The organism is Polaromonas sp. CG_23.6 (assembly GCF_029892315.1).
In the GTDB taxonomy this organism is placed as follows: domain Bacteria; phylum Pseudomonadota; class Gammaproteobacteria; order Burkholderiales; family Burkholderiaceae_C; genus Polaromonas.
Map to the genome: position 1 here is coordinate 2899256 of NZ_JARXUY010000001.1, position 25895 is coordinate 2925150.

Here is a 25895-nt window from a genome sequence, read left to right on the forward strand (position 1 = left end):
GCGTTTGGCTTACAAGGCTGCATTCAATGCGGCAAGGAGCGCGGCGTCAAATGCTTCTGTCCGCTCGAACTGCACCCAGTGGCCGGCTTCTTCGATGAGGGTGAAGGCTTTGAAACGGGGTGCTTGCCGCATAGCCGTCTCCACCGCCGCCAGTTGCCCCTTGAACAACGCGTCTTCACGGCCGTAGATGGCATGCAGCGGGCACTTTAGCAGCGGCAGCGTGCAGGCCAATACATCGGTGCGCGACAGGTTGCGACCCTGCATGCGGTCGCGCAAGACGTTGGCTACATGCAGGCGCAGCGCCAGATCGCTGATCGACGTCGGGTGGTGCAGCATCAACGCAGCCAGGTTGCCACGGTGAATGGCGTCACGCTGGCCGGCGTCCTTGAAATGGCGCCAGGCCCGCAAATGAAACGGCGTGTCGGGCGCAATGCCCAAGCCGGGCGCGCCGACCAGCACCAGACGCGCCACACGTGCCGAATACTGCGCCGCCAGAAAACCGGCGACCATGCCGCCAAATGAAAATCCGACCAGGTCGCAGGCTGCATCGCCCAACAGGCTTTGCAGCCCCTGCTCGACAAGACCGGGAAGCGCATCGGCGTCGGTTCCGTGCAGGGGCGCAGACGAATCGCCAAAACCCGGCAGATCGGGCACCAGCACCCAGCGGCCCGAATCGACGAGTGCGTCAATATTGCGCAGCCAGTGCATCCAGCTGCCACTGCCGCCGTGCAGCAACACCAGCGGTGCCAGGGCCGGATGGCGCGTCGCCTTGCCCCAGTGGTGCCAGACCATGGCGCCCGTCTCACAAGGGGTTTCGGAACAGGTGGCGGTTCTCAGGAGCGCTTGCGCTTGCAGCGGCAATTCAACGGAAGATTCAAAAGTCATCGCCTGTTTATACCCTTGCGCCGCAACGCGGCGGCGTCAATCGAACAGCCGGTCAAAACCACCATCAGGCTCAAAACGCTTGTTAAGGGCTTGGTAATACAGCCGCGTTGGTCCCGGCATGGCCAGATCGCGGACCGAGTGGCGAACATCGCCGGGATAACAAATCACCCGGTTCCCCTCCAGATCGAACGGCTCGGGCTGGATTAATGGGGGCAGGCGGCTGCGGGCTTGCGCCATCACGCTGTCCACGCTGGTGTGGCGCGCCAGATGGGCGAGACTCATGATCTGCGGCGGCGCCAGCGCGATCAGGCCGGCCCAGTACTGTTCCAGCGCCGTGCGCGGCGCAAGCCAGATGCTGTCGGTGGTTTCATGGTTGTCGTGAATCGCCACCTGCCCGGTGGGCACGGCAGACACAAAAAACCGGGTGTCAAAGCGCTTGTTCGTGACCGACGGCGCTGTCGGCGTGACCCAGCGCGCCCAGGGCACCAGGCTTCGGGTCTGCAGGCGCAGCGCCATTTGCGCCAGCACATCGTTGAACCCATGGCCTTCGCGCAGCAGTGCCGCTGCCCGGGAGCAGTCAACGCCCTCGCATGCAATGCCTTGCGCCATCAAGATGCCCGACTCCTCAAACGCTTCCCGCAGGGCCGCCACATACAACCCACCCGCCGTGCGTTCGCTGATGTCGGCTTCGTTCAGGCCGGCATGCAGTACCTGCAAAGGCTGGTCCAGATGCGCATCCATGTCCAGTTCGGCATCAAGCGCATCCACCTTGCCGCCCGGAAATACATAGGCGCCGCCCAGCACATCGGACAAGGTGTGGCGTTTCATCAGGAACACCTCCAGCCCCGCCGGCGCATCGCGCAGCATGACCACCGTGGCCGCCGGGCGCAAGGGCGTGGTGACAATTTCCAGATTCAATTCCATCGTCTGCTTTCAGGGGAAACGCCGCGCGGACCAGTCCGTACAGCCAGACAGCAGAGGCTATCAGAGTCTCTGCACTCGAGACGTTTCGAGCGTGACAGGAACGACGCGGCAACCACATTCCAAGGATTCCAATCAGGTATAAAAAATCATCAAATCCTGCTCTGGCGCAATCAGAATATGCATAAGCAGCTATTAATTCAGGAGCGATCAAGACGGGTAATGCACAAGCAGAAGTTGGCAGTCATACAGAATGCATTTCAGGCGCCTGTCTGCGAACTTTGGTTGCGTTCTATCAGGTCGAATAAACCTTGATCACACAGCACAAGTTTGCCGTGTCAATGCCTGAATGCCAGTGCTGTCCTCAGTTGGCAACCGCCGCCCCAACCAAGCCGCCAAGAGCCTTGCTCAGGTTCTCGACCACAGGGCACTGCGCCACGCCATGGCGCTGGGCAATGAATGCGGGATCGTTGTACCCGACCCAGACCTGAGCGGCGGCATCTTCCCACACCAATGCCTTGAGCGGCAGATCAATGCCAACCGTCTGCGCGCACTCCATAAACGGGGTGCCTCCCTGCGCGTTGCCGAAGATGAGCACTTCGGTGGGGCGCAGGGTTTTTTCTACCTTCTTAGCGCCAGCCGCGTGATCGATACGCGCGAAGACGGTCAGGCCGCGTTGCTTCACGACTTGTTCAAGCCTGTCCATGGTGACTTTGGCATCATGGGGACTTTTGACGGCCACCAGTCCATCGGCAGCATTGGCGGCGCCAAGGGTTGCAAACAAAACAAGGGCAACAAAGGTTCGCAAGAGATTCATGGCTGTGTTTTCCTGAGTGGTGTTGGCGCAGCTTTATTTGCCACGATAAGAATGAGACCCGCCGCGCACTGAGAAGTTCGCTGCGGGTGATTTGACTCCACACCTCAACATATCCTGCCGAACCGGAGAGTTCGCTTTCAATCTTTGAATTTTTCAAACTGGCTTGATGAAAAAATGCTACCTCATCGACCGTAAGTTTCAGCGATGACGCGTTGCAGTCACTGTTGCGTTGCCCCACATTTCGAGTCTTTGCGGCTCAGTCCCGAACCCAGCAGCTTTCGCTGGTGGGTTTTCAGTTTTTCACACCCGGCTTGGCCAGGTTGGGCAATAAAGGATGCAAAACAAAATACTTGCTGCTCAACGCCGCAGCAGGATGACGGCCAGCACAAACGCAGCCATCCACACCGTTTCGATCAACAGCAGCGCAAACGGCTTCCAGCCGGCACGCGCCAGTTGCATGAAGGATGTTTTCACGCCCAGCGCGGCAATCGCCACCACAAGGCAGGCGCGCGACACATCGTTCAGTCCGGTCTGCACGATGGCAGGCACGCCGCCCAGGGAATTGAGCACCACCAGCGCGACAAAAACCCACAGGAACCACGGCACCAGCGGCTGCTTCTTGGCCTCGTTGCCTTCGGCCATCAGTTCGCGCTGCTTCTTGAACACACTGGAGACGATAACCACCACGACGGCCAGCATCGACACGCGAAACAGCTTGACGATGGTGGCGTAATCGGCAGTTTCCGGATTCACCATGTAGCCTGCGCCCACCACCTGCGCCACATCATGAATCGTGCCGCCCAGGAAAAGGCCGGCCAGCTCGGGCGGCAGTCCCAGTGCCTTGACGATCAGCGGATAGGCCACCATGGCCACCGTGGACAGCACGGTCACGGTGACCACCACCATCAGTGTGGAACGGTCACTGTCCTTGTCACGCGGCAGCACCGCCGAAATCGCCAGCGCGGCCGAAGCGCCGCAAATGGCGACTGCGCCGCCTGACAGCACGCCTTGGGCGCGCGTCATGCCAAAGTGCTTGCCCAGAAACGTACCGCACAGCAGCGTCGATACCACCGCAATTACCACGATGGCCGCCGTTTCCCAGCCCAATCCGGCGATTTGCGAAGCGGTGATGCGCGCCCCCAGCAGGCCCACGCCGAGTCGCAACACGCCACGCGCGCAAAACTCGATACCCGGCCGGGTCTTGGTTTCCTGGCTGAGGTAATGAAACGCAATGCCGAAAAACAGCGCGTACAGGAATTGCGGGCCGCCGTGCAGTATTGACACTGTGGTGGCGGCCATGGCAATCACAGCCGACAGACCGACGCCTGGCAGCAGGTAGGGCACTTTGCGCAAACCGGAAGGCGGGCCAGCGGCCAGCGGGTCGTTGCTGGCGCTCATGCCACACGCTCTTTGGAGTTGGCGGGCGGGCACATCAACACGGCCAGCGCGCAGGAGGCGATGCGGCTGGAGATCGAGTCGGAACGGCTGGTCAGCACGATGGGCACGCGCATGCCAAGCACCAGCCCGGCACATTCGGCGCCCGCCAGGTAAACCAGCAGCTTGTAGGCCACGTTACCGGTTTCCAGGCCAGGCATCAGCAGCACGTCGGGTCGGCCGGACACGGCGGAAACAATGCCCTTGTTACGCGCCGAAACAGCCGAGATGGCGTTGTCAAGCGCCAGTGGGCCGTCTAGCACGCCGCCCGTGATCTGGCCGCGCTCGGCCATCTTGCACAGTGCGGCAGCATCCAGCGTGCCGGGAATGGCGAGGTTGACGGTTTCCACCGCCGACAGGATGGCCACATGCGGCAGCTTGATGCCAATGGCGCGTGCCAAATCAATCGCGTTTTGCGCAACGTCGCGCTTTTCTGCCAGCGTGGGCGCAATGTTGACGACGCAATCGGTCATCAGCAGCGGCCGCTCATAGCCGGGAACGTCCATGACGAACACATGGCTGGCGCGGCGCGCGGTGCGCAGTCCGGCATCACGTGAAACAGCGGCGGCCAGCAGATCGTCGCTGTGCAGGCTTCCCTTCATCAACACAGCGGCCTGGCTTTCACCGCACAATGCGGCAGCCTTGGCGGCGGTGATGCGGGGATTGTCGGGCGTGTCGTGTAACTCGATATTCGAAAGGTCCAGGCCTTCGGCTTCAGCCAAGGCCTGGATGCGGGCGGTAGGTCCGACCAGGATGGGGGTGATCAGACCGGCTTGGCACGCCTGGACAGCGGCGCTCAGAGAAGAAGCATCGCACGGGTAGGCCACAGCAACGCGGACCGGGCCGCGCGCCTTGGCCATCTGCACCAATGCGTGCAGATGCGGGTGGGTGGCGTCGCCCGATGACGACACGCTGTCAGCGCGGGGGGCAAGCTCGGAAAGAGTCATGGTTCAGAGTCTCCACACAAGATAAACAAAAACGCGCCGCATGGCCTGAATGGACCATGCGGCGCGCTGGAAGACTTACTTAGACGTAGTCCTTGTATTTCTCAAGCAGGCGCACTGGCTTGGCCAGGGCGTCGCGGCGGAACGGGTCGCCCAGTTCACGGGTGCACATGATCTCGATGACGCAGGTCTTGCCTTCGTTCATCTGCATGTCGATGGCCTTCTTGAGTGCCGGACCAACGTCTTCCAGCTTGTCCACGATGATGGCTTCGGCGCCCATGGCCTTGGCCATGCCGGCCCAGCTTTCGCTTTCAAGCTCGCCCGCCACAAAGCGGCGGTTGTAGAAGTCAACCTGGTTCTTCTTCTCGGCGCCCCATTGGCGGTTGTGGAAGACCACGGCAGTGACCGGGATGTCATGTCGCACGGCGGTCATGATCTCGACCATGCTCATGGCCCATGCGCCGTCGCCAGCGTAGGCAATGGCCGGACGTTCAGGCGCGGCCAGCTTGGCACCAATCATGGTGGGCAATGCGTAACCGCAGTTGCCAAAGCTCATCGGCGCAAAGAAACTGCGTGGCTCTTCAAAGCGCAGGTAGCTGTTGGCGACCGAGTTGATGTTGCCGATGTCGGTAGACACCATGGCGCGCGGTGGCATGGCCTTTTCGAGTTCGCGCAGAACCTGACGGGGGTGCAGGTAATCACCGCCGTTAAAGGTTTTTTCCTTGGCATTCTCTTCGATCATGTCCAGGCTGTAAGCATCTTTTTCGTGCGTCCATTCGTCCAGTTCCTTTTCCCAGGCGTCTTTTTCGGACTTGATGGTGGCGGCACGTTCGGCCTTGTTGGAATCGCAGGCCAGGGTCTTGCCCGTCAGGCGCTTGGTCAGCTCGGCGGCAGTGGCCTTGGCATCGCCACAGATACCGACGGTGATTTTCTTCACCAGACCGAGGTTGGTGTGATCGGCTTCGACCTGGATGATCTTGGCGTTCTTTGGCCAGTAGTCCATGCCGTGTTGCGGCAAAGTGCCGAACGGGCCCATGCGCGAACCCAGCGCGATCACCACGTCAGCCTGGGCGATCAGCTTCATGGCGGCTTTGGAGCCCTGGTAGCCCAATGGGCCGGCCCACAGCGGGTGGCTTGAAGGAAATGAGTCGTTACGCAGATAACCGTTCACAACGGGCGCGCCCAAGCGCTCGGCGAGGGCCTTGCACTCTTCCACCGCATTGCCCATCACCACGCCGCCGCCGGACAAGATAACCGGAAATTTGGCCGTGGCCAGCAGTTCGGCAGCTGCACTCAGCGACGCTTCGCCACCCGCGCCACGGTCGACGCGCATGGGCTTTGGGATCTCGCACTCGATTTCGCCGTAAAAGTAGTCACGCGGAATGTTCAGTTGCGTCGGGCCGTTGTCGGACATGGCGCGGTCAAAGCAGCGTGCCGTGTATTCAGCCATGCGCTTGGGGTGTGTGACATGTCCTTGGTACTTGGTGAACTCCTCGAACATGGGCAACTGGTTGGCTTCCTGAAAGCCGCCCAGGCCGATGCCGGTAGTGCCGGTCTCTGGCGTGATGATCACGACCGGGCTGTGGGCCCAGTAGGCGGCGGCAATGGCGGTCACGCAGTTGCTGATGCCAGGGCCGTTCTGGCCGATGGTCACGCCGTGGCGGCCCGACACGCGGGCATAGCCGTCAGCCATGTGGGCAGCGCCCTGCTCATGCACTACAGGAATCAGGCGGATGCCGGCAGGTGCGAAGATGTCCATTGCGTCCATGAAGGCCGAGCCCATGATGCCGAACATCTCGGTCACGCCATTGGCAACCAGGGTTTCGACAAAGGCTTCCGACGGGGTCATCTTCTGGATGCCGGTGACGGCAGAATTGACAGGCTTGTTCTGGCTCATGAAAGTCTCCTACGGTTAGGTTTACATCTGATTAATCAAAAAATCGATACGTTTAATTCCATTTATCCGGAATTGAACTGAATGGTATGAAATTTTTTTATAAACGTCAACAAAATTCAAAAAATAGAATATTTCATCTCATTTTTTGTAATTCCACTATCATCGATGCATGGAAATCGTGAAAACCCTCAAGCCAGACCCCGTGGAAATCAACGGCGACACGCCAACGATGCGATTGTTTTCGTTGCTGGAAGCCATTGCGACCAAGGACCAGTTGTTTTCGCTGCAAACGTTGACAGATGAAACGCAAATTCCAAAACCAACGCTTCATCGCATGCTCCAGCAACTGGAAACTGCAGGACTGCTGGAACGCAGCGCCGACGGACGCCATTACGGCACCGGCACGCGCCTGCGCCGGCTGGCCGAAAACCTGTTGTTGAACGATATCCTGCATGGCGCGCGCCATGCAGTGCTGCGTCACCTGGTCGATGAGATCGGTGAAAGCTGCAACCTGACGGCACTGACCGGCAGCGAGGTGATTTATCTGGATCGCGTCGAGACAGCAGCGCCGCTGCGCTTTTATCTGCATCCGGGATCGCGCGTGCCAGCACACTGTTCGGCCAGCGGCAAGGTGTTCTTGTCTGAAATGACGCCTTCGCAGCGTCAGCGGCTGCTGGCCCATTCGCCGCTGGAGGCATACACCCCCAAAACGCTGACGAACATGGAGCAGCTCGAGCAGGAGTTCAAGCAGATCAAGCGCCAGGGTTTCGCGCTGGACAACGAGGAATTTCTGCCGGGCCTGCTGTGCGTGGCCGTGCTGGTGCCCAACGCCAGCGGCCGTTCGAACCTGTGCGTGGCGGCGCAGGCGCCCATCATGCGGCTGACGCTTGAGAAAGCACTGCAACTGCTGCCGGCACTCCAGCGCGCTGCCGAAGCGCTCAGCCGGATTGAAGCCAACGCCGCGCCAGCCCTGCCCGCCAGCGTGAGCGCGTGACCCCGTTTTCAAAAAGAATGACCATGACTGAACTGCCCCATATTCGTCCCGACCGCATGGTTTCCGTGCGCGATGTTTTCGGCATCGACACCGACCTGCAGGTCCCTGCTTTCAGCGAAACCGAAGACCATGTGCCGGACATCGATCCGGCCTACCGCTTCAACCAGGACGTGACACTTGCGCTGCTCGCCGGCTTCAGCCGCGACCGCCGCGTGATGGTTCAGGGCCTGCATGGCACCGGCAAGTCCACCCACATCGAGCAGGTGGCGGCGCGGCTGAACTGGCCTTGCGTGCGCGTCAACCTCGACGGCCACATCAGCCGCCTGGACTTGGTAGGCAAGGACGCCGTGGTGCTGCGAGACGGTCAGCAGGTGACCGAGTTTCAGGAAGGCATCGTGCCTTGGGCACTGCAGCGGCCGGTGGCCCTTATTTTTGACGAGTACGACGCAGGGCGCCCCGACGTGATGTTCGTGATCCAGCGGCTACTGGAACGCGACGGGAAATTCACCTTGATGGACCAGAACCGTGTGCTCAAACCGCATCCGTTCTTTCGCCTCTTTGCCACGGCCAACACCGTGGGCCTGGGCAACCTGAGCGGGCTGTACCACGGCGCGCAGCGCCTGAACCATGCCCAGATTGACCGCTGGAACATCTTTGCCTCGCTGAACTACCTGCCGCGCGACGAGGAAGTGGCCATCGTTCAGGCACGTGTGCCGCATTTCGCCGATGACAGGGGCAAAAAATTGATTGAGTCCATGGTCACCGTGGCCGACCTGACACGCAAGGGTTTCACGGCCGGCGACCTTTCCACGCTGATGTCGCCGCGCACTGTCATCACCTGGGCCGAAAACGCAGAAATCTTTCGCGACGCGGCTGTGGCGTTTCGCCTGTCTTTCCTGAACAAGTGCGACGAGGCCGAACGCTCCATCGTGGCCGAATACTTCCAGCGCTGCTTTGACCGGGAACTGGAAGAATCCTACGCGCTTGGCGCTGGTGCTGGCGCGGCCATACCGTGACACCCACGCCTGTCGATGTCCAGGCCGCTTCCAGGCAGCAGCAGCGGGTCGAGGAGTTGTGCGCGGCGTCCATTCGCGCCATCAGCGGTGAAGCTGACCTGCACTTTCGCGGGCGCCGCCTGCACCGGGGCGAGCAGGCGCTGCCGCTGTTTGCTCCGCACCTGAGCCCGTCGCTGGAAACCGATGACTTTGGCTCGTTCCGTGGCGCAGCCGATGGCATGGCACTGCGCCTGGCGCATTCAAACGCCGACTTGCACCAAAACTTGAGCCCGGTGGAGCCATTGGCGCGCATGCTGTTCGAGATACTGGAGCAATTTCGCTGTGAAGCGCTGGCGACACCGGACATGCCGGGCCTGGTCCGAAACCTGAGGCATCGCCATGAGCAGTGGTCGCTGGCCTTTCACCACAGCGGCCTGACCGAATCCACTAGCGGCGTTTTGCTCTACACCGTGGCGCAAATCTGCCGCGCCCGCGTAACCGCCGAGCCGGTGCTGCACGACACCGAGGACTTCATCGAGGCCACGCGCATGAGCCTGGCGCCCAAGCTGGGCCACAACCTGTCGCGGCTGCGGCGCACGCGTTTTGACCAGGAGGCCTACGCGCCACATGCCCTCGCCATTGCCCGCGCTGTCTCCGACATGGTGCACAGCACGCAGGAAGCCGGCGACGATCAGCGCGATACGTCGGAAGAAGACCGCAGCAAACTGCCGCGCAACGCCTTTCAACTCTGGACGGATTTTGACAACGAAGAAGCGGGCGAAGGCATTGCCACGCCAGCCTCTGGCAACAGCCGTGTGCTGGAAGAGTCCGAAGACGGCTACCGCGTGTTTACCATGGCCTATGACCGTGAGGTACGGGCGAGCGAACTGGTGCGCGCGGAGCTGCTGCGCGAATACCGTGAGCGGCTGGACCAGCGCATTGCCGGCCAGGGCATCCATGTGGCGCGCCTAGCGCGGCAACTCAAGGCCCTGCTGGCCGTGCCGACGCGGGACGGCTGGGACGGTGGCCAGGAAGAAGGCTATATCGACGGCCGCCAGCTGGCGCAGCTGGTGGCTTCGCCCACCGAGCGGCGACTGTTTCGCATCGAGCGTCACGAGGCGGTGTCCAATAGCCAAGTGAATTTCTTGATCGACTGCTCGGGCTCGATGCGCGAGCATATCGAGTCGGTAGCGATGATTGTCGACGTGCTGGTGCGCGCGCTGGAGCAGGCCGGCGTCGACAACGAGGTGCTGGGCTTTACCACCGGTGCGTGGAATGGCGGACGCGCCCGGCGTGACTGGCTGCGCGCCGGCCGGCCAGCCAACCCAGGGCGGCTGAACGAAGCCTGCCACATGGTGTTCAAGAACGCCGACACGCCCTGGCGCCGCGCCCGGCCCGACATTGCCGCCCTCCTCAAGGCCGACCTGTTCCGAGAAGGCGTCGACGGCGAAGCCGTGAACTGGGCCTGCCAGCGCATGCAGGGACGCAGCGAGGGGCGCAGGTTGCTGATCGTCATCTCCGACGGTTGTCCCATGGACGGCGCGACCCATCAGGCCAACGACCAGCATTACCTCGACCACCACTTGCGACAGGTGGTGGCGCATTTGGAGCAGAGCGGACAAGCAGAGATTTTTGGTGTGGGCGTGGGGCTGGATTTGAGCCCGTACTACAGCAAAAGCCAGGCGCTGGATTTATCGGCGTCGGTCACCAACGAAGTCTTTCGCGACATTTTCACGCTGATCGCCAGCCAGCGCCGGCGCTGAACACCATGCAACAAGCCACCACGCCGCGCCATGGCTGACTTGTTGACACCCCCGCTGGCACCCTTGCTGCTGGCCTTCAGCTTGTGCGTGGTGTTTGCCGCAGGAATGGTGCGCGGCTTTGCCGGCTTCGGATTTTCGGCTGTCACGGTGGCGGGCATGTCGCTGGTGGTCTCGCCCGCAATGGTGGTGCCAGCGCTGTTCATGCTTGAAATTTTGGCCAGTTTGAGCCAGTTGCGCAGCGTGGCGCGTGACATCGACATGCCGTGGTTCAAGTGGCTGGCGCTGGGCACCTTGCTGGCGACGCCGCTGGGTCTGGTGCTGCTTGCCTGGCTGCCGGAAACCCAATTGCGGCTGCTGATTGGCTTCTTGTTGTTGATGGCTGCCCTGTTGCTGCGCAGCGGTCGCCATGCAGCGCTGACACCGACCGCGCCGATGAAATTTGCGGCTGGATTGGCGTCGGGCTTCATCACTGGCGTGGCGGCGATAGGGGGCATTGCGCTGGCCGTGCTGCTCAGTGCCACTCGCATGGCGCCAGCAGCGCTGCGTGCCACATTGATTGCGCTGATCCTGTTCAGCGACGTGGTGGCGCTGGCCGGCGCCGCGCTAATCCCCTCCTCCGCCTCGGCGACGGGTCATTTGTTTGGCAGTGGAACACTGAAATGGGTACTTTGGCTGGCGCCTGCCATGCTGGCAGGCATCGCCGTCGGTCAACGCTCGTTCAGCGGCGTGTCACAGAAAAAATTCCGCAGCCATGTACTGAACCTTCTGATCGTGCTGGCCGCGTTGAGCTTGGGGCGCTCGCTCTACGCCCTGCTGGGGTGAACGCGTCAGTGGATTCATACACTGGCAAAGATCTTCAATCACATGCAACGCCTTGTCACGGTGCTGGATGATGGCGCAGGTGGGCGCCTTGTGGTCATCGCCATTCCTGTATCGCGAGCGACAGGCGAAATGCGCGCTGCACTTGCCGTTCATGCGTTTACCACTCAGGCCTGCTGGTGGGTTGCACTCAGGAGGACCTGGCCGATGCGGTCGATTTCCCGGATAAGCATGTCCAGGTCGGCCCGGGTGGTGCGGTGGTTGGTGATATTCACCCGAATGGCGTTGCGGCCGTGCACAATGGTCGTGGAAGGTGCGGCCAGCCCCTGAATTTGTAGCTGCACCACGATCTCGTCATTGAGGCGGTCCACCGCCGGCTCTTCCTTTCCCGAGGCAAGGTAGCGAAAGCAACAAATATTCATGGCCACGGGCGCCACCATGGTCATGCAGGAATGGGCATCAACCAGCGTCTTCAGGTACGCCGCCTGCGCACAGTTCTGTGCGATCAGTGAGCCCAGCTTGTCAGTGCCGTGTTCAGCCAGTTGCGTCCAGATTTTGAGTGCCCGAAAGCCGCGCGAAAGCTCTGGACCGTATTCGACAGGCCAGGAGTTGCCCGCTGCCAGACCGCGTTCAGCGCCTTTGAGGTATTCGGGGCGTTCGGAAAATGCACGGCGATGCAGCTCCTCCGAGCGCATCAAAATAAAGCCCGCGTCGTAATTGACATGCAGCCACTTGTGGAAATCAAAGGCCAGAGAATCGGCCCGTTTGATGCCCGTCAATCTGGGACGCAACTGTTCGCACAGCACGCCCAAGGCACCAAACGCACCGTCAATGTGCAGCCACAGCTTTTCGTCCTCTGCAATATCAGCCAGTGTTTCCAGGTCATCGATGGCACCCACATTCACGGCCCCCGCAGTACCCACAATGACGAAGGGCGTAAGGCCTGCAGCGCGATCTTGTGAAATCGCCGCTTGCAGCACAGAAGTGTCGATTTCGAAGTTTTCATTGACCGCAATTTTGCGCAATGCGTCCGAGCCCAGTCCCAGAATGTCAAAGGCGCGGGCAACGCAGGAATGGGTTTGCGCCGAGGTGTAGCCCACCAGTTGGCCCAATGCTGTTTTTTGCAGTCCGGTTTTGCGGCTGGTGAAGTCAAAGCAGCGATCACGCGCCGCTTTCAAGGCGACGATGGTGGCAATGGATGTGCCGCTGACAATCAAACCGCTCGATGTTTCGGGGAATTGAAACATCTCTCGGCACCAGTTCACCACCTGCTTTTCCACATACATCGCGCCATGGTCGCGGCCGCCAAGATTGGCATTGATGGCGGCAGCGGTGATGTCGGCCAGCAGGTTTCCCGGCGTGCCCGAACCATGGACCCAGCCGAAGAAGCGCGGATGGGTATTGCCGACACCGTAGGGCAACAATGCCGTCAAATGGGACTGGATGGCTTCAGGACCAATGCCTTTGCTGGGCAAAGGTGCTTGGTAATCGGCTTGAATATCCGGTGGCAGCGGCGTCCAGACCGGGCCTTCGCTGTAGCCCTCCATACGGCCAATAGAGGCGTCGAGCAAGCGGTGGGCCTGGGCACGAAAGGCGTTCCAGTCAGCGGGGTCCAGCGTTTGTTCCAACGGAACGCTTGCGTATTGCGAAGAATTCATGGCTTGTCTTTCGCCTGTTCGCCGACCGGTTGGGCAGCTGCGATCGTGGTGGCGATTTGTACAATCTGACCGATCAACTGGCAGTCCTCTGGGGTCAACGACAGCGGCGTGCGCAGGTCAAGCAATTGGCGGAGCACCGCTTGGGACTGCGGCATCGGCGCTTGCTCGGGCAGGTAGTGCCAGTGTCCAAAATGGCTGGTGAACGCGGTAGGAACGGTCAAGCCGAACCACTTGACGTAAAGGCCACGGGCTTCGCATTCGCGCAAGAAGTGCTGAATTTGCGAGGCCGACAAATCAAGGGAAAACTGGATGGAACTGGGCACAAAGTCTTCGCGTTCATCGCGCACCGGCAGTGAAACATGGGGCACACTCGCGAACGCATGGGCCAAGTCACCATACATGCGACGCCAGCGCGCACCGCGTTCGGGCAGCAGCGCCAGTTGGGGGCGAAGCAACGCGGCTGCCAGATTGGACATGCGCATGCTGAAGTTGGGTGTGACATAGCGCCAGCGTTCGAACACCTCGAGCTCTGGGCGCAGGATATGCTGGTCGTACATCATGTAGCAGCCCGACATCAGGATCGCCTGGGCGGCGATGTCGTCGTCGTCGGTAACCAGCAGACCGCCTTCGCCAGAGTTGATGTGTTTGTAGGTCTGGCTGCTAAAGCAACCAATGTGGCCAAAAGTCCCGGTGTGCTGACCGTCCCAGCGCGCACCCATGGTGTGGGCGCAGTCCTCCACCAGCGCGATGCCATGGCGGTCGCAGATCTCGCGCACCGCGCGCAGATCGGTGATATGACCCCGCATGTGCGAGAGCAGAAAAACCTTGGCACTACTGGTGGCCGCCTTGCGTTCCAGGTCCGACAGGTCGGTGGTGTAGTCGTCACGCGTCTCGACCAGCACCGCCAATGCAGCCGCGTGGGCGATGGCGCCTGGCACGGGGGCCAGTGTGAAGCTGCTGGTCAGCACCTTGTCACCTGGTTTGACGCCAAGTGACTTTAGAGCGAGAAACATGGCAGCGCCGCAAGAGTTCACGGCCACGCAGTATTTGCTGCCCACATAGGCCGCATATTCCTGCTCCAGCAACGAGGGATCGGGCGTGCCAGCCCCCTGTTCTCCATAACGGTGCAGCCTGCCGCTGCGCATGAGTGCCACAGCCTGTTCAATGGCCGTCTCAGGGATGGGCTCGGACTGGCTCAGGTCTTTGCCGAACCAGAGGCCGTCTGCGGCGCGGGGGGGGGGGTTGGTGCTGTTCATGTCAGTGCTGGTGGCCTTGCAGCGTGCCCAGTTCAAACTGTTCTTCGGGAAAATATTTCTTCAGTCGAATGTCCCCCGTGCGCGCGTGGCCCTCCATGCCTTCCAGCCGCGAGATGCGGGCGGCCACTTGGCCCACATCGCGGCTGGCGGCGCGGTTCAGGCGCTGGTAAGTCACGGTCTTAATGAACTTGCCTACGCTCAAACCGCCGGAATACCGCGCTGCGCCGCGCGTGGGCAGGATGTGGTTGGGGCCTGCGCACTTGTCGCCATAGGCCACGGTGGTTTCTTCGCCAAGGAACAGCGAGCCGTAGTTGGTCAGGCGGTCCAGCCACCAGTCCAGGTCGTCTGCCAGCACCTGCAGGTGTTCGGGCGCATAGCAATCGCTGATCTCGCATATTTCTTCGCGGCTGGAGGCCCAGACCACCTCGCCGTAATCGCGCCATGCTGCCGTGGCTGCCGAACGAGCCGGCTCTGGCAGGGCGGCAATGACACGCGGCATGATCTCGATCACTTTGTGGCCCAGCTCACGCGACGTGGTGTACAGCCACACAGGCGAGTCCGGTCCGTGCTCGGCCTGGCCGGCCAGGTCGGCAGCCACGATTTCTGCATCGGCATTGTGATCGGCAATCACGGCCGATTCGGTGGGGCCTGCCACCACATCAATGCCAATACTGCCAAACAGAGTGCGCTTGGCTTCGGCCACAAAGCGGTTGCCCGGGCCCACAATGATGTCGGCAGGCTGGGCTGCGTACAGCCCATAGGCCATGGCTGCAATGCCTTGCACGCCGCCCAGCGCCAGCACGGTGTGTGCACCGCAGAGCTGCATGGTGTAGAGGATGGCGGGGTTCATGCCGGCTTCTTTGTGAGCCGGGGACGTAGCGATGATATTGGGCACGCCAGCCACCTTGGCCGTACAGACGCTCATGATGGCCGAGGCGGCATGGGCGTACCGTCCTCCGGGCACATAGCAGCCTGCGGTGTTAGCCGGGATGAGCTTTTGTCCGGCCACCAGGCCACTCATCAACTCCACTTCAAACTCGCTCAGCGATCCACGTTGGCGCCGGGCGAAATCACGTACACGGGTGTGCGCAAAAGTGATGTCGTCGCGCACACCTTGTGGAACGGCTTTGGCTGCCGCGGCGAAGTCGCTTTCGTCGAGCACGATCTTGCCGTTGTAACCATCCAGATCGCGTGCATAGCGCTCCACGGCTTCTCGCCCTTCGCGCTTGATTTCAGCCAGCATACGCTGAACGGTCTCGCCGGTGGCTGTATTAATTGTCTCGACAGGCGGGGTGGCTTTCTTCAGGTATTCGGTGCTCATGGAGTGCCTTGGTGGTGGTGTTGAGGAATGTTGCTGATGCTAGGCCTGCACCTTCTTTGGTGTTAGATCCATAATCACATTTGTTTGGTGCCAGAATTCAATTTCAATCGAATCGATCACAAGGAAAATTCATGCGCCCAGCGCAAGACATTGCGGATATATGGGCCGGCCTCTTGCCCCGCTTCGCAGGTAGCAGCGCCACACTGCAAGGGCGAATCAAGGAAATGATGGTCCACAGTATCCTGACGGGGCTGATCCCTGCCGCTGCAGCCATTCCTCCCAGCCGTTCGCTCGCAGTAGCGTTGGGTGTGTCGCGCAACACGGTCACGCTCGCTTTGCAGATGCTGGTAGACAAAGGCTTTCTGGTGGCGCGCGAGCGCAGTGGCCTCTTCGTCAATCCTGAAATTGTCATGGGGCAGGCGCGCCAAGCACACGTCCCTGGCGGCGTTGTTGACCCGCTGTCCTGGGCAAGCCGCTTGAAAAGCGATGTCGCCAGTCAGCGCAACATTGCCAAGCCGACCCACTGGCAGGACTTTGCTTATCCCTTTGTATATGGGCAGTTCGATGCCAGCCTCATGCCTTTGGCCGACTGGCGTGCGTGCTCTCAACAGTCCTTGCTGACGCCAGCGGTCAGGACATGGTCCCAAGACCATGTGGACCGAGATCACGAAGGTCTGGTGAGCCAGATCCAGCATCGCTTGCTGCCTGCGCGCGGTATCGTGGCCCAGCGTGACGAGATCCTGGTAACTGCCGGCGCGCAAATGGCTTGTTTTTTGCTCGCCCAAGTGCTCATCGGGCATAAGACGGTGGTGGGCATGGAGGACCCGGGTTACGCTGATGCGCGTAATAATTTTGAAGCACGCAGTTCGCGTGTAACGCCGCTGGCCGTAGACGAACAGGGGTTGGTGCCGTCTCGCAAATTGGGCCAGTGCGATTACGTCTATGTGACGCCCAGCCACCAATGTCCCACCAGTGTGACGATGCCGCTGGCGCGCCGCCAGGTTCTACTGGATTTGGCGCGAAAGAAAAATGTGGTGCTGTTTGAAGACGACCATGAGAGCGAGCTCAATTTTTCAGGGCGCCCACTGCCTGCACTCAAAAGCATGGATACCGAGGGGCGAGTGATCTACCTGGGCAGCCTGTCCAAAACATTGGCCCATGGCCTGCGACTGGGCTTCATCGTGGCGCCTGCGGAATTGATTCGCGAACTGCGGGCGGTGCGCCGGTTGATGATGCGACATGTGCCCTCTAACAATGCCCACATTGCCAGCTTGTTCATAGCGCAAGGGCACCACGATGCATTTATTCGCAAGTTGAATGTCACCTACCGGGACCGGCGCCTGGTGTTGCTCACGGCCATGCAGCGCTGGATGCCGGACTGTTTTATAAGCAAAGCCCAGGGAGGATCAGGCGCATGGGTTCAGGGACCGGCTGGTTTTGATTCGCTGGCGGTGACACGGCAGGCACAGGCACGCGGTGTGCTGATTGAATCAGGGCAGGTGTTTTTCGCGCAGCCCAACGTTGCAAGCCGTCGATTCTTTCGCATGGGTTACTCGGCGATTGGCAGTGCTGCTATTGAAGCGGGCGTACGTGAACTGTGCGAAGCGCGAAAGCAGGCAGGCGTTTAGCCCTTTATCAACAGAGAATCTCGCCCTTGGCATTGCCTTTTGAGAGCGTCGAATGCAACCAGAATCAACTGGCCCTGATGACCCTTGGCGCACAATTCGTTCTTTGATTTTTTCGACTTACAACAGCTTTAGGATTTTCTGACATGGCCCAACCGCTCCAAGGCGCAATGTGGAAACAGCTGCTGCAACACAGTGCGCGTGAAAACCTTACCTTGCAAGGTCAAATCCGGGAAATGCTGGTTTCTGCGATTCTGGACGCACAGCTCAAACCAGGCACGCCAGTACCCTCCAGCCGCGAGCTGGCCATCGAGTTGGGCGTGGGACGCATCACCGTCGTGCTCGCTTATCAACAACTCGTGGACGACGGCTATCTGGTCTCGCGCGAACGCAAAGGCCACTTCGTGTGCTCAGCCTTGCTGGGTGAACGTGTCCAGGCCCGCAACCCAGCCGACAGTGAACAGCGCGCCCCTTCCATCACCTGGGCGCAACGCCTGCACCAGCGACCCAGTGCGCAGCGCAGCATTGTCAAACCTGCGAACTGGCAGAAAAGCGCCTACCCGTTTCTCTATGGCCAGTTTGATGAATCCCTGTTTCCCACCGCTGCCTGGCGTGAGTGCTGCCTCAAGGCACTCAGCGTGCTTGACATACGTGATTGGGCACCCGATCAGATCACTCGCGACGACGAATCTTTGGTAGAGCAAATATGCACCCGTGTGTTGCCCCGACGTGGCGTCTGGGCCACTGCAGACCAGCTCATGATCACAGTGGGTGCGCAGCATGCGCTTTACATGGTGGCTGACCTGTTGATGCGCGAACGCACAAAGGTCGGCATTGAAGACCCTTGCTACCCCGATGCACGCAATATCTTCAGTCGACGCACCAAACAAATTGTGCCTTTGCCTGTGGACGACAATGGCCTGATTGTGGACGACAGGCTGCGCGATCTCGACTACCTTTACACCACACCCAGCCACCAGTGTCCGACCGGCGTGACCATGCCCCTGCACCGACGCGAGGAACTGCTGCGTCTGGCCGATGCATCAGACCTGGTCATTATTGAAGACGATTTTGAAAGCGAGAACAATTTCGCAGGCAATCCGATTCCAGCGCTCAAAAGCCTGGACCGCAACGACCGCGTGATCTACATCGGCAGCCTTTCGAAAAGCATGGCACCGGGCCTGCGCGTTGGCTACATCGTGGCAGCGCCCGAACTGATCACCGAACTCCGTGCGCTGCGGCGCCTCATGATCCGCCACCCGTCATCGTTCATACAGCGCAGCCTCTCGCTGTTCATCTCGCTGGGCTATAACGATGCACACCTCAAACGTCTGGCGCAAGCGCAAAAGGAGCGCGGAGCCCTGATGCTTGACGCCTTGGCGCGCCATATCCCTCAGTGCACGGTGACGCCGTTCAATGGCGGCGGCTCCTGCTGGGTGCAACTTCCCAATAATGTGTCAGCCACCGAGCTTGCTGAACGTGCTGCAGAATGCGGTGTTTTGATCGAACAGGGCGATATATTTTTTCAGGCCGAACATCCCGCAGGCAACTTTGTCAGACTGGGTTTTCAGTCGATCAATGCACGCGTAATCGATAAAGGCATCGCAACCCTGGCGGCTGTGATCGACGCCCTTCAAAAACGCTGTCCGCCAACATTGACAAGCTTGAAAGTCTGTTGAAGTGACTGGTTTTAATCAATATCCCATCAGCGAGGGCAGCCAGAGCGAAATTTGCGGCACATAGGCAATGATGAACGTCGCAATGGTGGTCACAAGCACGAAGGGCAACACCTTGACGATGATCTTTTCCACAGGCTCCCCGCCAATGCCAGAGGCGACGAACAAATTCTCCCCCAGTGGCGGCGTCATGAAGCCGATCGACAAGGTGCAGATCACGACGATGCCCACATGGGTCGGGTCGGCGCCGGTCATGTACATCACTGGCAGCAGCACCGGCACGAGAATCAGGATGGCCGCCAGCGTTTCCATGAACATGCCCACAAAGAGCAGGAACACGATCACCAGCGCCCAGATGATGTAGGGGTTGGATGTCATGTTGAGCATCGCCTCGGCAATATCGCTGGGGATGCGCTGCTCCACCAACAGCCGCCCGAACGCCGTGGCAGTGAACAGGATCAACAACACACGCCCGGTGATCCAGGTGGTGGTGCGCAGCGCCGTCTTGATCGCCTTCCAGCGCATCTCGCGATGCACGAAACAACCAACGAACAGCGTGTAGAAGATCGCAACGATGGCGGACTCGGTCGGCGTGAAAATGCCTGCGTAAATACCACCCAGAATAATCACGGGAGCCAAAATGGACCAGACGCCCCGTTTGAGCGCAGCGCGGAGTTCACCGCCCGACCAGTTATCCGACAGGCCGCGATAACCGCTCTTCTTCGAAATAAAGTAGTTCATCAGCAGCAGGCTGCCCGCCATCAAGAATCCGGGCATCACGCCAGCGACAAACAGCTTGGGGATGGACAAAGAAGCGAACGTGCCGAACTTTTCCACCGCTTCGGGCGGCGGGGCCATCCCCAGCGCAGCGATGCCAAAAATCACCATCGGGATTGAGGGCGGAATGATAATGCCCAGCCCTCCCGACGCGGCAGTTACCGCCGAGGCGTAAGCGCGGTCATAGTTGCGCTTGGTCATTGCAGGAATCATCAACATGCCTACCGCTGCGGTAGTCGCCGGGCCCGAGCCGGAAATGGCTCCGAAAAACAGGCATGCCAGCACCGTGGCAACACCCAGGCCACCGGTAATGGGACCGGCCATTGCTTCAGCGATGTCGACCAGGCGCCGTGAAATGCCAGCGGCTTCCATCAACGCGCCAGCCAGCACGAAAGCAGGCAAAGCCATTAGCGGAAAGCTGCCAACCGAATTGAACGCGATCTGCACCAATGCAATCGGGTCCTTGTCGAGCACCATATAGGCGGCCATGGCGGCACCACCCAGCGCCACCGTAATCGGTGCGCCCAGAAGCAGGAGCAGCATGAAGCCGCCAAACAAAATCTCAGGTAAGTACATTTCCATGGTGTTGTCTCCGGTGCGCGTTCAGCTTGTGGCCCGCGCGTCATTGTTCTTCTGCATTTTCTTGATCCCGGCCGTTTCCGGATCCAGCAACTCCTCGCCTTTGACGACGCGCAGGTAAATAGTCCACAGCACGCGGATCGACATGAGGGTGAAAGCAATCGGCAAAATCATGTAGATGTATTTCATCGGCACACCCAGCGTCTGCGACTTCCAGAACAGGTTCATGCGGTTGAACACGAAGTCATAGCTGAGCCAGACGAAATACATGTTGAAGGCGACCCAGAGAAGATCGCCCACAGTCAGCAGTGTCGTGGCCAGCCACTTGGGCATGAACTGAAAATGCACCGTGACCCGGTTGTGCGCCGACATCTTGGCCGCTACCACGGCGCCAAGATAGGCAAACCAGACGAACATATAGGTGGACAGCTCCTCCGACCAGGCGAGCGAGTGGTTGAACACTTGGCGCGAGACGATTTGCGCGAACAGCAGGACCACAAACAGTGCAAGCAACCACTCGCACAGCAGTGTCTCGATATCGTTTAACCAGGCCAGCGAGTTGCGCAGGAGCGTCATGGCATTTTCCTCAACAAACAGCGCGCAAAGAGCGCCAGGGCAGGCACGTTCATGACGTGCACTGCAACACAAATTCATAAAAAAAAAGCAGCCACACCGGGTGGCCGCTGCTCTCAAGCTATCAACGTCCCAAAGTTTTCAGAACTTTGTCGAGCTTGTCTTTGCCGCCAATGCTTTTATAGAACTGCGGCCACACTGTGGTCGTGGCCTTGGCAATCCACTCTTTTTCGCCATCGGCCGGGTCGGTGATCTGCATGCCCTTGGCTGTCAGCTCTTTCTTGATTTTGTCTTCGGTCTCAGCCAGCCACTTGTAGCTGTGTTCGGTGGCTTCGGCACCGGCATCCAGAATCGCTTTCTGCACATCGGCCGGCTGCTTCTTGAACAAGCCCTCGCCAACAATGATGGGTTCGAGCGAGAACACATAGCGGATGTTGGTGATGTACTTCTGCACTTCGTTGAATTTCATCGAACTCACCGTGATGTACGGGTTGTCCTGGCCATCGACCACGCCTTGCTGCAAAGCAGTGAACGTTTCTGACCATGCCATGGGCGTCGGATTGATACCCCATGCCTGGTAGGAGGCGATCATGATTTCATTCTTGGGCACACGGATCTTCAGACCCTTGAGATCAGCCAGCGTCTTCACCGGCTTCTTGGAGTTGGTCAACACACGAAAACCAGTGAAGGTCCAGCCGACGATACGCACACCCGCGTCGCGTACGGTGTTGGCAGTGAGTTCCTTGCCGACATCGCCAGTCACCAGCTTCTTGGCTTCCTCGGCGCTCTGGATCACATAAGGCAGCGTAAGCACGCCCACCGTAGGAGAAAACGGCGTCACGTTGTTGATCGCCAAAACGGAAAAGTCCAGCGTGCCCATCGAAGCGCTGTTGATGGTGGTTTCTTCGCTGCCCAGCTGGCCATTGGGGAACAGGTCAATCTTGTGCTTGCCAGCGGTCTTGGCTTCAAAGGACGACTTGAACTTGTTGGCCATTTCCCATTGGGCGCTGCCCTGGGCATCGCCCACGGCGACCTTGAAAGTGGTAGCCAACGCACTGCCGCCCACAAAGACGAAAGAGGCTGCCAGCAACGCTACCAGGGTGGTGGTTTTGAATTTCATGAAAATCTCCAAAAATGATTAAGGCAAAAAAACCGTCGACTTAATGCCGATCTTGATAACGCAAGAATCAGACCAAATTTTGGAGATTGCGCTCCGCTTCAGTCCAACTTAAAACTGTGCTGACCGAGGAATGCGGACTTACTCAAGCAGCCAGTGCCGGACGGTCTTTGCGGTAGGCGTTCTTCACCAGAATCTTGCCGTCCTGGAAAGTGAACACATCGACCATGCGGGCCTCAATGCGCGAGCCGTCGGCCTTGGTACCCTTGAAGGTGCATTCCGACACGCCCCGATCGCCCACCACGAAGTGTTCGCCATCAAGCCAGGCGGCGTCGGGGAAGTTGGTCCAGGCAGCCTTGAATCCATCGCTGACTTCTGCACGGCCGCTGAATGTGCGACCCAGCAAATCCGGGCCCGCCACGGCATGAAACAAGCAGTCGTCGTGCATGAAGCTCATCAGGGCGTCAAGGTCGTGACGATTCCAGGCGTCTGCAAAGGCGGCGAGGGTTTGCGGTGTGATGGTCATTTGTGGCGCTGTCATCTTGTCTCCTGCGGTTTGTGTCAAGGTCTTCGCATGTCGCGACATTGGGATTCGACGTTTGTCGCCAGTGCGACCTGTTTGCGAGCGGACTGTATTGTTGAATCCAAACCACTTCGGGCTGTAGAACCAGCCTCGCAGAATCGTTAGAGCCAAGCACACGGGTTAACCCTGGACAGTCTTTTTTTGGGTTATACGCGAAGCCATTGCTGGTTCCATGGAATGGTTGCAACTGGTCCTAACCAGAGTTCTCCTCTCCTGCCTATCCTACGCTTCGGTGTGGTCAAAAGAACATGATTTTCAAGACCTGCACGCTGTCGTGCCACCAACTCTTGCCGACAGCCCTGCGCACTCGCTACAAACTCCGGAGACAATTCATGAACTCGACAACAAATGGCGGCCACCTGATGCGGCCCTATGAACCCACCTACGATCCGCTGGTGAACGCCACGCCCGGCCAAGGCACCGGATATGCGCCCAGCTACTGGGTCGCCTCGGCGGGCCGCCCGCCACCGGACGATGGTCCGATCCGCAGCGACGTCGATGCTGACGTGGTCGTGATCGGCTCGGGATCCACCGGCATGTCCACCGCGCTTTACCTGGCACGTGAACACGGCATTGTCGCGACCGTTCTCGAAGCGGCACAGACCTCGTGGGGCTGCTCCAGCCGCAGCGGCGGCCAGGGGCAGAATGCCAATGGCCGCCTGAGTCGCTCGCAGTGGATCGAGCGCTGGGGCCTGGACGTGGCCAAGCGCCTCGACACCGAAGTGCGCACCGGCTTTGAAAACTTCAAGGTGCTGACCAAAGAAATCGAGTGCGAAGCCTTTGACGGCGGCCACCTCTACATGGCGCACCGCCCGAAAAAACTCGACTACCTGCGCGAGATGATGCGCGTGCGCAACGAGGTGTTTGGCTACAAGACGCGCATGCTGACGCCGCAGGAAGTGCGCGAACAACACTGCGACGAGCGCGAGCACCTTGGCGCCATGTTTGAAGAAGAAGGCGTGGGAATCCACCCCTTGAAATTCACCTTCGGCTTGATCTGCAAAGCGCGTGAACTGGGTGTGAAAGTGCACCCGGCCAGCCCGGTCCAAGGCTGGAAAACGGTCAACGGCGTGCATCACCTGCAAACGCCCGGCGGTGTTGTGCGTGCCAAGCGTGTGGTGGTGTGTACCGGCGGCTATACCGGGCAAAACCTCACGCCCACGTTAAAAAACAAAATCCTGCCCATCCTCTCCAATTCGGTGGTGACGCGCCCCTTGACTGACGGCGAGATGGCGGCATGCCAGTTCCACTCCAAGACCTTCATGACGGACACGCGCACCTTGCGCTTTTATTACCGTCTGCTCGAAGGCAACCGTCTGCAGCTGGGCAGCCGCAGCTCGATCACAGGCGCCGATGCCGAAGACCCGGTCCATTTGAAGTTGCTCACCGACGCGATCGCGCGGAAATTCCCCCCACTGGCCGGCATCCAGATTGACCACTCGTGGTGGGGCTGGGTCGACGTGAGCCACGACATGATGCCGCGAATTGCCCGCCCGGACCCGAAAGAGACCGTATGGCACGCGCTTGGCTATGGCGGCAACGGTGTCGCGGCCTCCACCTGGGCGGGAAAGCGAATTGCCGAGCGCGTAGCAGGCAAGGACGCTGGCCGCGAAGTATTCAACCTGCCGATCTACAACTCGCCACTTGAATACCCGAATGTCTTGAACATGGTGCGTTCGGAAGCCTTTGCGCCTTTTCGCCGCTTCGGCCAGTTTTTCCTCTACAAATGGTATTGGCTGCGCGACGAAAAAATCTGAACGTGCATTTCACAAGGCAGAGACACCCGCATGTCCAGGTCACTCAGGTGATCTGCTTCCAGCGCAACGAGGGCCAACACGACACCCCATGACGAGGCGCCATCGTCTGACGACGACTATTGAGGAGTTCTGGATTTTTCCAGTGTTGTCTCGGTTCGCGGCAAACAAACCTTTTGCTCTGGTTATGTAGCCGTAAACGCGTGACTTTTTCTATTTTTTGGCCAAGCTCAAAATACCCCATGCGCTGTAGTGCGGTCAATCAAACGGTCAGCATGGACCAATGCATTGCGGATTGCCGGGCTGTCATTGGCCATCAAGCGCCTGGAGTCAAACGTTTACTGTCTCGTGGTGGGGCAGGCTGAACCGCGACAAACCCCACTCCAGCACCGTCCGGCACAACGCACGACAATCAATTTTATGAAAGACCTCCACACCATTTCCCTGTCCATGCTCGATCTGGTCTCGGTCCGCGAAGGCGGCTCGGTGGCCGATGCACTGGCGATTGCCCTGCGCACTGCGCAGCATGCCGAGCAGCTCGGCTTTGTCCGTTACTGGCTGGCTGAACACCACAACATGCCGGGCATTGCCAGTTCGGCCACTGCCGTGCTGGTAGGCCACATTGCCGGCGGCACGCACACGATTCGCGTTGGCTCGGGCGGCGTCATGTTGCCCAACCATGCACCGCTGGTGGTGGCGGAGGCTTTTGGCACGCTGGCCGAGCTGTACCCGGACCGCATCGACCTGGGCCTGGGCCGTGCGCCGGGCACGGACCAGGCCACCATGCGGGCGCTGCGGCGCGAACGCACCGAGACGGCAGATGATTTTCCGCAGGACGTGGCCGAGCTGCAGCGGCTGCTGGGGCCAGTCCAACCCGGCCAGCGCCTGATCGCCATGCCCGGGGCCGGCACCAATGTGCCGATCTGGCTGCTGGGTTCGAGCCTGTTTTCAGCGCAACTGGCTGCCGAGCGTGGCCTGCCCTATGCGTTTGCCTCGCATTTCGCGCCACGCATGCTGCTGCAGGCAATTGCCCTGTACCGCCAGCACTTCCGCCCGTCGTCCACGCTGGCCAAGCCTTACGTGGCAATTGGCGTGCCGCTGATCGCCGCCCCCACCGATGAGGAAGCAGATTACCTGGCCAGCAGCACCTATCAGCGCGTGCTCGGCATCCTGACGGGCGAGCGGCGCGGCCTGCTGCCGCCGACGGCCAATTTCCTGTCCCAGCGGCATCCGCAGGAGCGTGCGGCCATCGGCGACTTCCTGGCCGCCGCCGTGATTGGCGGCCCCGACACCGTGCATGAAGGCCTGAGCGCACTGGCCGAGGCCACGAACGCCGACGAGTTCATGCTGGTTTGCGACATCTACGATCCGGCTTTGCGGCTGCGCTCGCTGGACATTGCCGCTGCCGCGCTGCAGGCCCAAACGGCCTGACTTTCAACCAAGGTTTTCAAGGCGTCGTGCAGTGTTGCTATTTAATAAATAGCTGCTCGCGCATACCCACTGTGCG

The 25895-nt window shown here is 60.0% G+C and carries 21 protein-coding genes; 8 read left to right on the forward strand and 13 right to left on the reverse strand.

Translation table 11 applies throughout. The features are described from left to right. Positions 1–9: 9 nt before the first annotated feature. The 6 genes from H4V98_RS13695 to xsc all read right to left on the reverse strand — a co-directional run bounded on the left by H4V98_RS13695 (position 10) and on the right by xsc (position 6898). Positions 10–885 carry an alpha/beta fold hydrolase gene (locus H4V98_RS13695; RefSeq protein WP_196863515.1) on the reverse strand — a complete coding sequence of 292 codons (876 nt, stop codon included), beginning with the start codon at positions 883–885 and terminating at the stop codon, positions 10–12. A 36-nt stretch (positions 886–921) separates the two neighbouring features. Continuing rightward, positions 922–1809 (reverse strand): NUDIX hydrolase, encoded by an 888-nt coding sequence (locus tag H4V98_RS13700; protein WP_196863516.1) that lies wholly within the window; start codon positions 1807–1809, stop codon positions 922–924. A gap of 361 nt (positions 1810–2170) precedes the next feature. Next, positions 2171–2623 carry a DUF302 domain-containing protein gene (locus tag H4V98_RS13705; RefSeq protein WP_196863517.1) on the reverse strand — a complete coding sequence of 151 codons (453 nt, stop codon included), beginning with the start codon at positions 2621–2623 and terminating at the stop codon, positions 2171–2173. 357 nt (positions 2624–2980) lie between these two features. Further along, positions 2981–4021 carry a putative sulfate exporter family transporter gene (locus H4V98_RS13710; protein ID WP_196863518.1) on the reverse strand — a complete coding sequence of 347 codons (1041 nt, stop codon included), beginning with the start codon at positions 4019–4021 and terminating at the stop codon, positions 2981–2983. Continuing rightward, the gene (locus H4V98_RS13715) at positions 4018–5004 is read right to left on the reverse strand and encodes a bifunctional enoyl-CoA hydratase/phosphate acetyltransferase (protein ID WP_196863519.1); all 987 of its coding nucleotides are present in this window, start codon (positions 5002–5004) and stop codon (positions 4018–4020) included. Before H4V98_RS13715 ends, H4V98_RS13710 begins: the two co-directional genes overlap by 4 nt. A gap of 79 nt (positions 5005–5083) precedes the next feature. Continuing rightward, a complete protein-coding gene (xsc, locus tag H4V98_RS13720; protein WP_280757581.1) occupies positions 5084–6898 on the reverse strand; it encodes a sulfoacetaldehyde acetyltransferase in 1815 nt (604 codons plus the stop codon). Between the two features lie 169 nt (positions 6899–7067). Between xsc and H4V98_RS13725 the strand changes: the two genes are divergently transcribed. From H4V98_RS13725 to H4V98_RS13740, 4 genes are read left to right on the forward strand one after another with little or no spacing between them, the layout of a single operon-like run. After that, positions 7068–7892, forward strand: coding sequence for an IclR family transcriptional regulator (locus H4V98_RS13725; RefSeq protein WP_196863521.1), 825 nt, complete (start codon positions 7068–7070; stop codon positions 7890–7892). A gap of 23 nt (positions 7893–7915) precedes the next feature. Further along, the gene (locus H4V98_RS13730) at positions 7916–8908 is read left to right on the forward strand and encodes an AAA family ATPase (RefSeq protein WP_196863522.1); all 993 of its coding nucleotides are present in this window, start codon (positions 7916–7918) and stop codon (positions 8906–8908) included. Continuing rightward, positions 8905–10650 carry a cobalt chelatase gene (locus H4V98_RS13735; protein WP_196863523.1) on the forward strand — a complete coding sequence of 582 codons (1746 nt, stop codon included), beginning with the start codon at positions 8905–8907 and terminating at the stop codon, positions 10648–10650. The genes H4V98_RS13730 and H4V98_RS13735 overlap by 4 nt, the downstream gene beginning before the upstream one ends. Before the next feature lie 30 nt (positions 10651–10680). Beyond that, positions 10681–11472: a sulfite exporter TauE/SafE family protein gene (locus H4V98_RS13740; RefSeq protein WP_196863524.1), complete on the forward strand. Its 792-nt coding sequence runs from the start codon at positions 10681–10683 to the stop codon at positions 11470–11472. A 164-nt stretch (positions 11473–11636) separates the two neighbouring features. On the opposite strand, the gene H4V98_RS13745 is transcribed toward H4V98_RS13740, so the two are convergent. From H4V98_RS13745 to hisD, 3 genes are read right to left on the reverse strand one after another with little or no spacing between them, the layout of a single operon-like run. Further along, complete coding sequence (locus H4V98_RS13745) at positions 11637–13127, reverse strand: pyridoxal-dependent decarboxylase (protein ID WP_231374736.1); 1491 nt, start codon at positions 13125–13127, stop codon at positions 11637–11639. Next, entirely contained in the window at positions 13124–14419 is a 1296-nt protein-coding gene (locus H4V98_RS13750; protein WP_280757582.1) for an aminotransferase class I/II-fold pyridoxal phosphate-dependent enzyme, read from the reverse strand. The genes H4V98_RS13745 and H4V98_RS13750 overlap by 4 nt, the downstream gene beginning before the upstream one ends. Further along, on the reverse strand, positions 14385–15704 hold the full coding sequence (gene hisD, locus H4V98_RS13755) for a histidinol dehydrogenase (RefSeq protein WP_280757583.1): 1320 nt from the start codon (positions 15702–15704) through the stop codon (positions 14385–14387). The genes H4V98_RS13750 and hisD overlap by 35 nt, the downstream gene beginning before the upstream one ends. A 131-nt stretch (positions 15705–15835) precedes the next feature. Between hisD and H4V98_RS13760 the strand changes: the two genes are divergently transcribed. Continuing rightward, the gene (locus H4V98_RS13760; protein ID WP_196863527.1) at positions 15836–17332 is read left to right on the forward strand and encodes a PLP-dependent aminotransferase family protein; all 1497 of its coding nucleotides are present in this window, start codon (positions 15836–15838) and stop codon (positions 17330–17332) included. A 167-nt stretch (positions 17333–17499) separates the two neighbouring features. Further along, on the forward strand, positions 17500–19008 hold the full coding sequence (locus H4V98_RS13765) for a PLP-dependent aminotransferase family protein (RefSeq protein WP_348535234.1): 1509 nt from the start codon (positions 17500–17502) through the stop codon (positions 19006–19008). Between the two features lie 15 nt (positions 19009–19023). On the opposite strand, the gene H4V98_RS13770 is transcribed toward H4V98_RS13765, so the two are convergent. From H4V98_RS13770 to H4V98_RS13785, 4 genes are all read right to left on the reverse strand, one after another. Next, positions 19024–20364: a TRAP transporter large permease gene (locus tag H4V98_RS13770; RefSeq protein WP_196863530.1), complete on the reverse strand. Its 1341-nt coding sequence runs from the start codon at positions 20362–20364 to the stop codon at positions 19024–19026. 21 nt (positions 20365–20385) lie between these two features. Further along, positions 20386–20937 carry a TRAP transporter small permease gene (locus H4V98_RS13775; RefSeq protein ID WP_196863531.1) on the reverse strand — a complete coding sequence of 184 codons (552 nt, stop codon included), beginning with the start codon at positions 20935–20937 and terminating at the stop codon, positions 20386–20388. Positions 20938–21058: 121 nt separating this feature from the next. Next, positions 21059–22054 carry a TRAP transporter substrate-binding protein gene (locus tag H4V98_RS13780; RefSeq protein WP_280757585.1) on the reverse strand — a complete coding sequence of 332 codons (996 nt, stop codon included), beginning with the start codon at positions 22052–22054 and terminating at the stop codon, positions 21059–21061. Positions 22055–22196: 142 nt separating this feature from the next. Next, complete coding sequence (locus H4V98_RS13785; protein ID WP_280757586.1) at positions 22197–22592, reverse strand: nuclear transport factor 2 family protein; 396 nt, start codon at positions 22590–22592, stop codon at positions 22197–22199. 374 nt (positions 22593–22966) lie between these two features. Here H4V98_RS13785 and H4V98_RS13790 point away from each other — a divergent pair, with 374 nt between their 5' ends. Next, positions 22967–24391, forward strand: coding sequence for an FAD-dependent oxidoreductase (locus H4V98_RS13790; RefSeq protein ID WP_280757587.1), 1425 nt, complete (start codon positions 22967–22969; stop codon positions 24389–24391). A 417-nt stretch (positions 24392–24808) separates the two neighbouring features. Further along, a complete protein-coding gene (locus H4V98_RS13795) occupies positions 24809–25819 on the forward strand; it encodes an LLM class flavin-dependent oxidoreductase (RefSeq protein WP_280757588.1) in 1011 nt (336 codons plus the stop codon). Positions 25820–25895: the final 76 nt, after the last annotated feature.

Bases quoted from the DNA above. Each gene is read 5' to 3' on its own strand.
- H4V98_RS13760 (WP_196863527.1), top strand. From the start codon at position 15,836: ATGCGCCCAGCGCAAGACATTGCGGATATATGGGCCGGCCTCTTGCCC.
- H4V98_RS13725 (WP_196863521.1), top strand. From the start codon at position 7,068: ATGGAAATCGTGAAAACCCTCAAGCCAGACCCCGTGGAAATCAACGGC.
- H4V98_RS13745 (WP_231374736.1), bottom strand. From the start codon at position 13,127: ATGAATTCTTCGCAATACGCAAGCGTTCCGTTGGAACAAACGCTGGAC.
- H4V98_RS13740 (WP_196863524.1), top strand. From the start codon at position 10,681: ATGGCTGACTTGTTGACACCCCCGCTGGCACCCTTGCTGCTGGCCTTC.
- H4V98_RS13765 (WP_348535234.1), top strand. From the start codon at position 17,500: ATGTGGAAACAGCTGCTGCAACACAGTGCGCGTGAAAACCTTACCTTG.
- H4V98_RS13795 (WP_280757588.1), top strand. From the start codon at position 24,809: ATGAAAGACCTCCACACCATTTCCCTGTCCATGCTCGATCTGGTCTCG.
- H4V98_RS13705 (WP_196863517.1), bottom strand. From the start codon at position 2,623: ATGAATCTCTTGCGAACCTTTGTTGCCCTTGTTTTGTTTGCAACCCTT.
- hisD (WP_280757583.1), bottom strand. From the start codon at position 15,704: ATGAGCACCGAATACCTGAAGAAAGCCACCCCGCCTGTCGAGACAATT.
- H4V98_RS13775 (WP_196863531.1), bottom strand. From the start codon at position 20,937: ATGACGCTCCTGCGCAACTCGCTGGCCTGGTTAAACGATATCGAGACA.
- H4V98_RS13730 (WP_196863522.1), top strand. From the start codon at position 7,916: ATGACTGAACTGCCCCATATTCGTCCCGACCGCATGGTTTCCGTGCGC.
- H4V98_RS13710 (WP_196863518.1), bottom strand. From the start codon at position 4,021: ATGAGCGCCAGCAACGACCCGCTGGCCGCTGGCCCGCCTTCCGGTTTG.
- H4V98_RS13790 (WP_280757587.1), top strand. From the start codon at position 22,967: ATGAACTCGACAACAAATGGCGGCCACCTGATGCGGCCCTATGAACCC.
- H4V98_RS13695 (WP_196863515.1), bottom strand. From the start codon at position 885: ATGACTTTTGAATCTTCCGTTGAATTGCCGCTGCAAGCGCAAGCGCTC.
- H4V98_RS13785 (WP_280757586.1), bottom strand. From the start codon at position 22,592: ATGACAGCGCCACAAATGACCATCACACCGCAAACCCTCGCCGCCTTT.
- H4V98_RS13700 (WP_196863516.1), bottom strand. From the start codon at position 1,809: ATGGAATTGAATCTGGAAATTGTCACCACGCCCTTGCGCCCGGCGGCC.
- H4V98_RS13780 (WP_280757585.1), bottom strand. From the start codon at position 22,054: ATGAAATTCAAAACCACCACCCTGGTAGCGTTGCTGGCAGCCTCTTTC.
- H4V98_RS13770 (WP_196863530.1), bottom strand. From the start codon at position 20,364: ATGGAAATGTACTTACCTGAGATTTTGTTTGGCGGCTTCATGCTGCTC.
- xsc (WP_280757581.1), bottom strand. From the start codon at position 6,898: ATGAGCCAGAACAAGCCTGTCAATTCTGCCGTCACCGGCATCCAGAAG.
- H4V98_RS13715 (WP_196863519.1), bottom strand. From the start codon at position 5,004: ATGACTCTTTCCGAGCTTGCCCCCCGCGCTGACAGCGTGTCGTCATCG.